We start from the raw sequence: 13,245 nt of genomic DNA, 5'->3' as shown, positions 1-13,245 counted from the left end.
GTTTTGCTATGCCAGTCGGCTAAGACGGGCCAGTTGTTCGAAATAATCAGGGAACGTTTTGGCAGTACATTTTGGGTCGAGGATAGTCACCGGGCTGGAAGAGAGCGCCACCAACGAGAAGCACATTGCCATGCGATGATCGTTGTAAGTACCGATTTCCGCGAATGCGATTTTCTCTGGAGGCGTAATACGAATGTAATCATGCCCCTCTTCAACTTCTGCCCCCACTTTGCGTAACTCAGTTGCCATCGCCGCCAGACGATCGGTCTCCTTAACACGCCAGTTATAAATATTACGCATCACCGTGGTGCCTTTTGCGAACAACGCCGTAGTGGCAATGGTCATGGCAGCATCAGGAATATGATTCATATCCAAATCGACTGCGTTAAGGTCACCACGCGTGCAGGCAATGTAATCATCGCCCCATTCCACACTGGCACCCATTTTTTCCAGCACATCGGCAAAACGAATATCGCCCTGCATGCTGTTACGACCAATACCAGTGACTTTGACCGTACCACCTTTGATCGCTGCTGCTGCCAGGAAGTAAGAAGCAGAAGAAGCATCACCTTCTACCAAATACTCACGCGTCGCCTGATACTGCTGCTGCCCACGGACGTGGAAGGTATGGTAATCGTTATTTTCCACTACCACGCCGAAAGTTGCCATCAGCTTGAGAGTGATATCAATATAGGGTTTAGAAACCAGATCGCCTTTGATCACGATCCGGGTATCATTGACTGCCAGCGGTGCTGCCATCAACAACGCGGTCAAAAACTGGCTGGAGACACTACCGTCTACCACGACTTCCCCACCGCTGAACCCGCCTTTAACATGCAGTGGCGGATAATTTTCCTGTTCCAGATACTCGACGTCAGCCCCGCCCTGGCGTAAGGCATCAACCAGATGTCCTATTGGACGCTCTTTCATTCGCGGCTCACCGGTAAGAACAACATCGCCGTTGCCAATACACAATGCTGCCGCAAGCGGGCGCATTGCGGTACCCGCATTACCAAGGAAAAGCTCAAGCGGCTCTTTTGCCTGTAGTGGCCCACCCTGACCCACTATCTCACAACGGGTGCGGTCGGCAGACAGCGAATACTTTACGCCGATCGCCTTCAACGCATCCAGCATATGACGCACATCATCACTGTCGAGCAGGTTGGTCAGACGGGTCGTTCCCTTTGCCAGCGCAGCCAGCAGTAAAGCACGGTTAGATACGCTCTTGGAGCCAGGAAGGTTAACGGTGCCGTCGACCAGGGCGATAGGTTGTAACGTCAGGGAATCCTGCATGTGAAACGTACTCTCCAAAATAATTGCAATAAAACCCCGCCGTGAGGCGAGGTTTCAGATTATAAAGCCTGCTATGGTTGCGGATGTACCTTAGCCGTGACGACGTTCGAAGTCGACCATAAAGTCAGTGAGCGTTTTTACCCCTTCCAGGGGCATCGCATTGTAGATCGAAGCACGCATACCACCGACAACCCGATGACCTTTTAAGGCATGTAATCCGGCAGCAAATGACTCTTCAAGGAACAGTTTATCCAGCGCTGCATCCGCCAGCTGGAACGGCACGTTCATGCGCGAACGGTTAGCAGCAACCACATCGTTGCGGTAAAAGTCGCTGCTGTCGATGGTACCATAAAGCAGGTCGGCTTTAGCCTGATTGCGTCTGTCCAGCTCACCAACGCCCCCCTGTTCTTTGAGCCATTTAAATACCAGACCAGACAGATACCATGCAAAGGTCGGAGGGGTGTTAAACATTGAATCGTTTTCCGCCAGCACTTTGTAATCAAGGATGGAAGGCAGCTCTTTACGCGCCTGGCCCAGCAGATCCTCACGCACCACCACCAGCGTTAAGCCAGCAGGACCGATATTTTTTTGTGCTCCGGCGTACAGCACGCCATAGCGACTCACGTCAATCGGCGTCGAGAGGATCGTAGATGAGAGATCGGCAACAACGGTCTTATCGCCGAAGTCGGGTGTTTCATGGATAGCGATACCATCAATCGTTTCATTCGGGCAAAAATGAACGTAGGCAGAATCATCGGAAAGCGCCCAGCTGCTCATCGGGCTAATCGCACGCAGGCCCTTTAGCGTCGTTTTGGCTTCAATCACGTTAAGCGTACAGTATTTTTGCGCCTCTTTGATTGCACTGGCTGCCCAATAGCCGCCATCAACATAATCCGCCTTACTGTGCTCACCCAGCAAATTTAACGGCACCGCTGCAAACTGCCCACGCGCACCGCCATGACAGAATAAAACTTTGTAGTTGGAGGGGATCTTCAGCAGATCGCGAAAATCTTTTTCAGCCTCTTCAGCAACCTGAATAAATTCTTTACTGCGATGGCTGATCTCCATTACGGAGGTCCCTAAACCATGCCAGTTGCAAAGTTCCTGCTCAGCACGACGAAGCACTTCTACCGGCAACATAGCCGGGCCAGAGCTAAAATTGAAAATCTGACTCATTTCCCCTCACCACCTTCAGAACAATCGGTTTGATTCCTTTATCGGTTTTATCATTGCCACCCCATTGCTGCAATAATTTATCCGCTAAACAACCTGGTTCTACGGGGAGTGCCGCAACAGCTTGTAGGGTAAATGTAACAGAGGACGATATTTTGTGAGGCACTATCCTGATAACAGAACGACCTGGTTCACTTTTCACTGAAATATGGCAATCTTCCCGCTATGAAATTTCCGCTGCCAGATAGCGATTCCAGCGGAAAACCCGTATCATTGCGCGCTTTCCGCACAATCAATCACGAGTGGGCAAAATGACTCAAACTTATATTCCAGGCAAAGACGCCGCGCTGGAAGTTTCCATCGCACGCTTTCAGCAAAAATTGCAGGATCTCGGCTTCAATATTGAGGAGGCATCCTGGCTGAACCCGGTTCCGAACGTCTGGTCAGTCCATATTCGCGACCGCGACTGCCCGCTATGTTTCACAAACGGAAAAGGTGCCAGCAAAAAAGCGGCGCTGGCCTCTGCGCTGGGTGAGTATTTTGAACGTTTGTCCACCAACTATTTCTTTGCAGACTTCTGGCTGGGCCAACAGATCGCCAACGACGATTTTGTCCATTACCCTGACGAGAAGTGGTTCCCACTGCCGGATGATGACCAGCTGCCCGATGGCATTCTTGATGCGCGTCTGCGTCAATTCTATGACCCGGAAAATGAAGTCAGCGCCAGCGAACTGGTCGATTTGCAATCTGGTAATGCCGCACGGGGTATCTGCGCCCTGCCTTTTACCCGCCAGTCGGACCTTCAAACCGTCTATATCCCGATGAATATCATCGGCAACCTGTATGTGTCGAACGGCATGTCGGCGGGTAATACCGCCAACGAGGCCCGCGTACAGGGCCTTTCAGAAGTGTTTGAACGCCATATTAAGAACCGTATTATCGCCGAATCCATCAGCCTGCCAACCATTCCACAAGAGGTGCTTAACCGCTATCCTGGCGTAGTGGAAGCGATTGCGACGCTTGAAGCAGAAGGTTTCCCAATCTTCTCTTACGATGCTTCACTGGGCGGCAAGTATCCGGTGATCTGCGTGGTATTGTTCAACCCCGCGAACGGTACCTGTTTTGCCTCGTTCGGTGCACATCCAGACTTTGGCGTGGCCCTGGAGCGTACCGTCACCGAACTGTTACAAGGGCGCGGCCTGAAGGATCTGGACGTCTTTACTCCGCCAACCTTTGACGATGAGGAAGTGGCAGAACATGCTAATCTGGAAACCCATTTCATCGACTCAAGCGGCCTGATTTCCTGGGATATGTTTAAGGACGATGCCGATTACGACTTCGCGGACTGGAGCTTTAAAGGTTCTACTGAAGAAGAATTCGCCACGTTGATGGCTATCTTTAAGTCGGAAGGTCAGGAAGTTTATATTGCTGATTACGAACATCTTGATGTTTACGCCTGCCGTATCATCGTTCCGGGCATGTCCGATATCTACCCGGCAGAAGATCTGCTGCTGGCCAATAACAGCATGGGCGCTTACCTGCGTGACACCTTGCTTAGCCTGCCGGAAAACAGCTGGGAAAAGGCAGACTACCTGTCGCTGTTAGAACAGCTGGACGAAGATGGCCACGACGACTTCACCCGCGTGCGCGAACTGCTGGGCCTGGCAACAGGCAAAGATAATGGCTGGTATACGCTGCGTATTGGCGAACTAAAAGCCATGCTGGCTCTGGCGGGTGGAGACCTGCAACAGGCGCTCATCTGGACCGAATGGACTATGGAGTTCAACCAATCGATCTTCAGCGCAGAACGTGCAAACTACTACCGCTGTTTACAGACGCTGCTGCTGCTAAGTCAGGAAGAAGAACGCGATCCGCAGCAGTACTATGGCGCTTTTGTACGCATGTATGGTCAGAGCGCTGTAGATGCAGCATCGGCCGCTATTTCGGGTGAAACACCGTTCTATGATTTGCAGAACGTGGATAGCGATCTGAAAGCATTCCCGGCGCACCAGTCCCTGCTGGCTGCTTATGAAAAACTTCAGGTAGCTAAACGCCGTTACTGGAAATAATATCGCCAAAATATCACACTGTTTTTAGCACAGTGATGCTGCTCTGACGCGCTATCAAAGAAAGGTAACCGTGAAAACGGTTGCCTTTTTTATCGTCAGTATTTTATCTTGCCATGAAAAATCAAATGAGTACAAAGCAATAAATATGTGAATTCTACCCTCTTCCCCGATTGGTAATGCGGGTGAAAACAGGTAGGCTGCTATGACTTTACAGATACTTCTATAAATAAATTTTAAAAAATAAAAATTATTTAATAATTAAAAAACATAAACTTAGCCTTCACTCTTCCCGTTCCTGATACCCTTCACCCAGCCTATACCAAACCAGTATGATCCATATCAATTCCTCCCATTGCCACCTTTGTTAGGCTTTCCTGGTTGACGACTTCCGGGAGGATCTTAGAGTGAATGCGGGCAACCCCTTTGATCTCATCGTACCTTCTGAAATGGCGAAAATTGCTGAAGAAGCTGGTGTTTACAAGGCTACGAAACATCCCTTTACGACCTTTTTCCTCGCTATTACAGCTGGAGTATTTATTTCCATTGCTTTCACCTTCTATATCACTGCCACAACAGGCAGTGAGGCCCTTCCGTGGGGGCTGGCAAAACTGATTGGCGGCGTTTGCTTCTCTTTGGGCCTGATGCTAGTGGTGGTCTGCGGCGCTGACCTGTTTACCTCCACCGTCTTAACGGTAGTGGCAAAGGCCAGCGGGCGCATTAGCTGGGTACAACTGGCACGCAACTGGATGCTGGTTTATGTCGGTAATTTTATCGGTGCAATTTTCTTTGTCGCTTTGGTCTGGTTTGCCGCGCAGCATATGGCCGCTAACGGGGCATGGGGACTGAATGTTCTTCAAACTGCCGACCACAAAATGCATCACTCCTTCGTGGAGGCAGTATGTCTGGGCATTCTTGCCAATCTGATGGTGTGCATGGCGGTATGGATGAGTTATTCCGGCCGCAGTCTGCTGGATAAGATGTTCGCGATGATATTGCCAGTGGCGATGTTTGTCGCCAGCGGTTTTGAGCACAGCATCGCCAATATGTTTCTTATTCCGATGGCCATCATTATTAAAAATTTCTCTGCACCGGATTTTTGGATCGCTACAGGCACAACTGCCGGGCAGTTTTCACATCTCACCATTAGCCAGTTTATCAACGACAACCTGATCCCCGTGACGCTCGGCAATATCATCGGCGGTGGTTTGCTGGTTGGGCTGACTTACTGGGTCATTTATTTACGAGATGGCGATCGTCGTTAATTTTTCCTCACTGGATTTTGTCATCGCCTGATGTAGCTCTTCGGCGAGACGACACAACGGATTTTACTTTATAGGGTAGGTATCTAATGACTGATCTCAAACAAAAGATGGCAGCAGCATGGCAACACTTTGCACCGGGCGAGTGGCAAAACAGTGTCGATTTGCGTGACTTCATCCAAAAAAATTACACCCCTTATGAAGGTGACGAAGCGTTTCTCACCGGGGCAAGCGAAGCGACCACCAGCCTGTGGGATAAGGTGATGGAAGGTATCAAGCTTGAAAATCGCACCCACGCGCCGGTTGATTTCGATACGGACCTGGCTTCGACAATCACCTCACACAATGCTGGCTATATTAACCGCGAGCTGGAAAAAATCGTTGGTCTGCAAACCGATGCCCCGCTAAAACGCGCTCTTATCCCCTTCGGCGGGATCAAGATGGTTGAAGGCTCATGCAAGGTATATGGCCGGGAACTCGATCCGTCGCTGAAGAAAGTATTTTCTGAATACCGTAAGACTCACAACCAAGGGGTGTTCGATGTCTATACGCCGGATATCCTGCGCTGCCGTAAATCGGGTGTGCTGACCGGCTTGCCAGATGCCTATGGCCGTGGCCGCATTATCGGTGACTATCGCCGCGTGGCGCTTTACGGCATTGATATGCTGCTGAAAGACAAATTTGCTCAGTTCACATCGCTCCAGGACGATCTGGAAAATGGCGTTAATCTGGAAGCAACCATTCGCCTGCGCGAAGAGATTGCAGAGCAGCATCTTGCCCTGCGACAGATGAAAGAGATGGCGGCAAAATATGGCTGCGATATCTCCGGGCCGGCGACTAACGCACAGCAAGCGGTACAGTGGACCTACTTCGGCTACCTGGCGGCGGTGAAATCACAAAACGGTGCGGCAATGTCATTTGGCCGCGTTTCAACCTTCCTTGATATTTATATCGAACGCGATCTTAAAGCCGGCGTCATCAATGAACAACAAGCGCAGGAGCTGATCGACCATCTGGTGATGAAACTGCGTATGGTGCGTTTCCTCCGCACGCCAGAATATGACGAATTGTTCTCTGGAGACCCAATCTGGGCAACCGAATCGCTGGCTGGTATGGGCGTTGATGGTCGTACTCTGGTCACCAAAAGCACTTTCCGCTTTCTGAATACTCTCTACACCATGGGGCCTTCACCGGAACCCAACATGACCATACTGTGGTCGGAAAAACTACCGCAGAAATTCAAACAGTATGCGGCAAAAGTCTCAATCGATACTTCTTCTCTGCAATATGAGAATGACGATCTGATGCGACCGGACTTCAACAGCGATGACTACGCTATCGCCTGCTGCGTCAGCCCGATGATCGTCGGTAAACAGATGCAATTCTTCGGTGCGCGCGCCAATCTGGCAAAAACCATGCTTTACGCCATTAACGGCGGCATGGATGAAAAACTCAAAATGCAGGTCGGGCCTGAAGAAGCTCCGATGATGGATGAAGTGCTGGACTACGAGAAAGTGATGGATCGCATGGATCACTTTATGGACTGGCTGGCAAAACAGTACGTTACCGCACTTAACATCATCCACTACATGCACGACAAATACAGTTACGAAGCTGCTCTTATGGCGCTTCACGATCGTGATGTCTATCGCACTATGGCCTGCGGAATTGCGGGGCTGTCGGTCGCGGCTGACTCACTGTCAGCGATCAAATATGCCAAAGTTTCTACCATTCGTGATGAAGACGGTTTGGCGATTGATTTCAAAATCGAAGGAGAATACCCACAGTTTGGTAACAATGATGCACGCGTGGATGACATCGCCTGCGATCTTGTTGAGCGTTTTATGACGAAAATTCAGAAAATGCAGACTTACCGTCACGCCGTTCCAACGCAATCCGTCCTGACTATTACCTCTAACGTGGTCTATGGTAAGAAAACGGGTAATACGCCTGACGGCCGCCGCGCAGGGGCACCATTTGGTCCTGGGGCCAACCCGATGCACGGGCGCGATCAGAAGGGTGCCGTTGCCTCGCTGACCTCGGTGGCAAAATTGCCGTTTGCCTATGCTAAGGACGGTATCTCTTACACCTTCTCTATTGTGCCGAACGCTCTGGGGAAAAGTGACGATGTCCGCAAAGCCAATCTCGCAGGGTTAATGGACGGTTATTTCCACCACGAAGCCAGCATTGAGGGAGGACAGCATCTCAATGTCAACGTGATGAACCGCGATATGCTGCTGGAAGCGATGGAAAACCCGGAAAAATACCCACAGCTGACTATCCGTGTCTCTGGTTATGCCGTGCGCTTCAATTCCCTAACCAAAGAACAACAGCAGGATGTGATCACTCGCACCTTTACGCAATCTATGTAAGCGGGTCCGGCTCCCGCAAGGGAGCCTGAACGCCCCGGCAGGTTGTTTTGCCGGTAGCCTGAATCAGACTACCGGCAAAACAGACTTAACACGGCTCAAGACCGTGTCACCTGGAGAAATCATCGCCATGTCAATAACTGGACGCATTCACTCAATTGAATCCTGTGGCACCGTTGACGGTCCCGGCATTCGCTTTATTACCTTTTTTCAAGGGTGCCTGATGCGCTGCCTGTACTGTCACAACCGTGATACCTGGGATACGCATGGAGGTAAGCAAGTTAGCGTAGAGGATTTGATGAGTGACGTCCTCTCCTATCGTCACTTTATCAATGCCTCCGGTGGTGGCGTGACCGCCTCTGGCGGCGAAGCTATTTTGCAGGCTGAATTTGTCCGGGACTGGTTTCGCGCCTGCCGTGCAAAGGGGATCCATACTTGCCTTGATACTAACGGCTTCGTGCGCCGCTATGATGAAGTGATAGACGAACTACTGGATGTCACCGACCTGGTGATGCTGGATCTCAAGCAGGTCAATGATGAAATACACCAACCGCTGGTGGGCGTTTCTAACCGCCGTACGCTCGATTTTGCCCGCTATCTGGCGCGGCGCAACATTCGCACCTGGATACGCTATGTGGTGGTTCCGGGTTACACCGACGACAATGAATCGGCGCAGCAACTCGGTGAGTTCACCCGCGATATGGCCAACGTAGAGAAGATAGAACTACTTCCCTATCATGAGCTTGGCAAGCATAAATGGCTGTCAATGGGAGAGGCATACGGGCTCGAAGGTGTACACCCGCCCACAGCCGAAACGATGGAGCGGGTAAAGCACATTCTGGAAAGCTATGGGCACAGCGTGGTGTATTAACCGTGCCTGCCCCCTGTGGCTGCCCGTTTGCTTACGCGTGTGCGATCGGCGTTGCCTGGCGATCGGCTTTTCGTAGTAGCATGACCAGATAGACCAAAGCCACGCCGCCAATCATGACAAACAGCAGACTGTCGGAGTAATTTTGCATTAATATTGATGTCATTGCCGGGCCAACCAGACTACCCAAAGTATAGCTTAGCAATAGCGCCTGGTTCATCGCCACCAGCTCGTGGTTGGCCACCGTTTCGCAAGCCCAGGACATGGCGACTGGGTATAAGGTAAACCCGGCACAGCCGAGGATAAATAGCGAAGGAGCCATAGCGGCATGACTTAGCATGGCCAGGGCGCCCAGAATAACCACAAACACCTGTACACGCAGTACCAGCAGGCGGCCATAGCGGTCCGCGAGGCGACCAATCGGCCATTGACCTATAATACCTGCACTGACCAGTAACGCCATCCAGTAACCGACCCCAGCGTCGCTCATGCCTAGATGTGAAAGATAAAGCGGCATTAAACCGTACAGGGAGCCAAGTACAATACCGGAGATAATACAGCCATTAATGCCTAAACGAGCGCTACGGCGGCGCAACATCGGCCACATCCGCCCTGCCGGCGACTCTTCTTCGCCCTGATTCGCCGTTACGCGGCAGAATACCAGCGGGAGCATTGCCGCTAACACTACCCCGGTTACCCACGGCAGCACATACATGACTTCGGTAGAAACCTTGCTCACTAACAGCTGCCCCACTACGGTGCCGAGGTAATAAACGATCATATAGGCTGCCAGCATGCGCCCACGATTACGCACAGTTCCGTTGCACATCAGCGCACTTTCGACCACCACCCAAATCAGCGCACAACCTATTCCGGCAATAAAACGCCACAGCGCCCATAATCCAAAGTTAGTGCCTAATCCCAACGCGACAATCGCCAGCGCAAATATCAGTGATGCAAGATAATAGCTGCGGTTAAAACCGTATCGTTTAATCACCCAGCCAGCGGTTAACGTACCCAGCAGATTGCCACAATAGTATGAGGAGCTAACGATGCCCACCTGCCAGGTTGGCAAGGCGTCATGCGTCATCCACAGAGGAACCAAGGTATTGAGCACGGCAATAGAAACCGTGAGCAGCAGCAGGCCGCAAAGCAATACCCGTACAGGGCGTGACCAGGTAGACATAGTAGTGAATAACCAAAACGAGGGGGATAATTTGCGCGCATCATGCCATTGCACTGACGATTGGAGAAGCGTAATACATTAGCAATAGCACAATTTGCACTTGGCCGATTTAAGATTTTTATCTGCTCAGATCCAGAAACAGCCTTATTATTACTGAAAATCAATTAACTTGTTGTATTAACTGAAACAAGAAAGAATGAGATGGAAATTATCCATCATTTATTTTGCTTAACCGCAGCCATAAAAAAACCCGCCGGGGGCGGGTTTTGTCACCGGATATCAGCATGCAGATTTAGCCAATAGAGCTTAAACCCTTCATATAAGGGCGAAGAACTTCCGGCACTTCAATACGACCATCGGCCTGCTGATAGTTTTCCAGTACCGCAACCAGGGTACGACCGACTGCCAGACCAGAACCGTTCAGGGTATGCACTAAACGGGTTTTGCTTTCGCCCTTAGGACGACAGCGCGCTTTCATGCGACGGGCCTGGAAATCTCCCATATTTGAGCAGGAAGATATTTCACGGTAGGTATCCTGCGCTGGCAGCCACACTTCCAGATCGTAGGTTTTTTGTGCACCAAAGCCCATATCACCGGTACATAGCAGCACCTTACGGTACGGCAGGTTCAAAAGCTGGAGGACTTTTTCAGCATGCCCCACCAACTCTTCCAACGCATCCATCGAATCTTCCGGGCGAGTGATATGCACCATTTCTACTTTATCGAACTGGTGCATGCGGATCAAACCACGCGTATCACGGCCATAGGCACCGGCTTCGGAACGGAAGCAAGGCGTGTGCGCGGTCATTTTCAGCGGCAGCGTTTCTTCTTCCAAAATTTCATCGCGTACCAGATTGGTCAACGGCACTTCGGAAGTGGGGATCAGCGCATAATTGCTGCTTGAAGCTTCTTCTTCCAGCGGACGCGTATGGAAAAGATCTTCGCCAAACTTCGGTAACTGCCCGGTGCCATAAAGGCTGGCCTGATTGACCAGATAAGGTACATAGGTTTCCTGGTAGCCATGCTGCTCAGTGTGCAGATCGAGCATAAACTGGCTCAAAGCACGGTGCATCAGCGCAATCTGGCCTTTCATCACGATAAAACGTGAACCGGTGAGCTTCACCGCAGCGGCAAAATCCAGACCAGCAGCCATCTCACCCAGCTCAACATGGTCGCGCACGGTAAAGTCGAACGTACGCGGCTCACCCCAGCGGGAAATTTCCTGGTTTTCACTGTCATCTTTGCCCAGTGGTACTATATCAGCCGGAATATTTGGGATCGCCATTGAAAAGTCGTTGATACTGGTCAGCAGCGCATCCAGCTCTGCTTTCGCCGCATCCAAACGCTCACCCAGCGCATTCACTTCCTGACGCAATGGCTCGATATCTTCCCCGCGTGCCTTGGCCTGGCCGATGGATTTGGATCGTGAATTACGCTCGGCCTGCAGATTCTCTGTTTCAACCTGTAGCACTTTGCGGCGCTCTTCATGCGCGCGCAGCGTGTCAACGTCCAGCTTATAGCCCCGGCGTGCCAGTTTTTCAGCGACTGCGTCTGGCTCATTACGCAGTAGATTGGGATCGAGCATGGTTGTCCTGTGAATAGTTATTGAATAAAAAAGAGGGGACACATCCACCCTGTGAATGTATTGATTTCATTACTAACCTTACCGCAACGCTACGATCAGCGGTAGCGTTTTGTCGGGCTATTTTGATCCTGTTCGGCTAGCCAGGCAAGCTTTTCACCAATCTTACCCTCCAGCCCGCGAGATGTTGGCTGATAATATCGCGTATGGGCCAGCTCCGGCGGAAAATAACTTTCACCAGCGGCATAAGCGTTAACTTCATCATGGGCATAACGATATTCCGCTCCCAGCCCCATTTCTTTCATCAATTTGGTTGGCGCATTACGTAAATGCTCAGGAACATCATAATCAGGATTCTCACGCGCATCGCGTATTGCCGCCTTGAAAGCGTTGTACACCGCGTTGCTTTTCGGGGCGCAGGCAAGATAGACGATTGCTTGCGCAATAGCGCGCTCCCCTTCTGCCGGCCCAACGCGGGTAAAACAGTCCCAGGCAGAAATAGCCACCTGCATGCCACGTGGGTCGGCATTGCCCACATCTTCAGAGGCTATCGCCAGCAAACGACGTGCGACGTAAAGCGGGTCGCCCCCCGCCGTGATAATACGCGCATACCAGTACAGGGCGGCGTCCGGTGCCGATCCGCGTACCGACTTATGCAAGGCCGAAATCAGGTCGTAGAAGCGGTCACCTTTGTTGTCGAAGCGTGCGCTGCGCTCCCCGGAAACTTCATTGAGTAAGGTCGAGGTCAGTTCACGCTTGCCTTTCTTGTTAACCTCGGCCATGTCGGCCATCATTTCCAACGTATTCAGCGCCCGGCGCGCATCGCCGTTAACCAGTTGTGCAATCATATCGCGGGTGTTGTCTGGCAATACAATGTTGTCCTTACCATAACCGCGCTCGCTGTCCTGCATTGCCTGGTTGAGCACCGCCGCAATATCTTCACTGGTTAGCGATTTCAATAAGTAGACGCGGGCGCGGGATAGCAGAGCAGAATTCAACTCAAACGAAGGATTTTCCGTCGTGGCACCAATAAAGGTGATGGTGCCATCCTCGATATGCGGCAGGAAGGCATCCTGCTGGCTTTTATTGAAGCGATGGACTTCATCGACAAACAGAATCGTGCGGCGTCCGGCATGGCGACTTTGTCGCGCACGCTCAATTGCCTCGCGGATATCTTTTATCCCGGAGGTAACGGCAGAAATGCGTTCAACATCCGCCTGACCATAGTGACCGATAATCTCCGCCAGCGTAGTTTTACCCGTTCCCGGCGGCCCCCATAAAATCATGGAGTGGAGGTGCCCGGCTTCAATGGCACGCGGCAACGGTTTCCCCACTGCCAGAAGATGCTGCTGGCCGATATATTCAGCCAGCGTGCGTGGCCGCATGCGTGCGGCCAATGGTTGAAACTCATTGTGGGCAAAGTCGAGGGACAGGTTACTCACGGAA

General features: G+C 51.4%; 9 protein-coding genes. 4 read left to right on the top strand and 5 right to left on the bottom strand.

Annotation, left to right across the window (positions count from 1 at the left end):
- Nucleotides 1–6: 6 nt before the first annotated feature.
- On the bottom strand, nt 7–1,293 hold the full coding sequence (gene aroA / locus EPIR_RS06915; RefSeq protein WP_023654616.1) for a 3-phosphoshikimate 1-carboxyvinyltransferase: 1,287 nt from the start codon (nt 1,291–1,293) through the stop codon (nt 7–9).
- Nucleotides 1,294–1,383: 90 nt separating this feature from the next.
- Nucleotides 1,384–2,469, bottom strand: a complete 1,086-nt coding sequence (gene serC, locus EPIR_RS06910; RefSeq protein ID WP_023654615.1) for a 3-phosphoserine/phosphohydroxythreonine transaminase — start codon at nt 2,467–2,469, stop codon at nt 1,384–1,386.
- 308 nt (nt 2,470–2,777) lie between these two features.
- Between serC and ycaO the strand changes: the two genes are divergently transcribed.
- The 4 genes from ycaO (at nt 2,778) to pflA (ending at nt 9,034) form a co-directional block, all read left to right on the top strand.
- On the top strand, nt 2,778–4,535 hold the full coding sequence (gene ycaO, locus EPIR_RS06905) for a 30S ribosomal protein S12 methylthiotransferase accessory factor YcaO (RefSeq protein WP_023654614.1): 1,758 nt from the start codon (nt 2,778–2,780) through the stop codon (nt 4,533–4,535).
- A gap of 404 nt (nt 4,536–4,939) precedes the next feature.
- The gene (gene focA / locus EPIR_RS06900; protein ID WP_023654613.1) at nt 4,940–5,797 is read left to right on the top strand and encodes a formate transporter FocA; all 858 of its coding nucleotides are present in this window, start codon (nt 4,940–4,942) and stop codon (nt 5,795–5,797) included.
- A gap of 86 nt (nt 5,798–5,883) precedes the next feature.
- Nucleotides 5,884–8,166, top strand: coding sequence for a formate C-acetyltransferase (gene pflB, locus EPIR_RS06895; RefSeq protein ID WP_023654612.1), 2,283 nt, complete (start codon nt 5,884–5,886; stop codon nt 8,164–8,166).
- Between the two features lie 127 nt (nt 8,167–8,293).
- Nucleotides 8,294–9,034, top strand: a complete 741-nt coding sequence (gene pflA / locus EPIR_RS06890) for a pyruvate formate lyase 1-activating protein (protein ID WP_023654611.1) — start codon at nt 8,294–8,296, stop codon at nt 9,032–9,034.
- A gap of 31 nt (nt 9,035–9,065) precedes the next feature.
- On the opposite strand, the gene EPIR_RS06885 is transcribed toward pflA, so the two are convergent.
- From EPIR_RS06885 to EPIR_RS06875, 3 genes are all read right to left on the bottom strand, one after another.
- Nucleotides 9,066–10,217: an MFS transporter gene (locus tag EPIR_RS06885; RefSeq protein WP_023654610.1), complete on the bottom strand. Its 1,152-nt coding sequence runs from the start codon at nt 10,215–10,217 to the stop codon at nt 9,066–9,068.
- Nucleotides 10,218–10,509: 292 nt separating this feature from the next.
- Nucleotides 10,510–11,802, bottom strand: coding sequence for a serine--tRNA ligase (gene serS, locus EPIR_RS06880; RefSeq protein ID WP_023654609.1), 1,293 nt, complete (start codon nt 11,800–11,802; stop codon nt 10,510–10,512).
- Nucleotides 11,803–11,897: 95 nt separating this feature from the next.
- A complete protein-coding gene (locus EPIR_RS06875) occupies nt 11,898–13,241 on the bottom strand; it encodes a replication-associated recombination protein A (RefSeq protein ID WP_023654608.1) in 1,344 nt (447 codons plus the stop codon).
- Between the last annotated feature and the right edge of the window lie 4 nt (nt 13,242–13,245).

Source organism: Erwinia piriflorinigrans CFBP 5888, from assembly GCF_001050515.1.
GTDB lineage: Bacteria > Pseudomonadota > Gammaproteobacteria > Enterobacterales > Enterobacteriaceae > Erwinia > Erwinia piriflorinigrans.
Note: the sequence above shows the minus strand (reverse complement) of the source record. Positions and strands in the feature narration are given on the sequence as shown.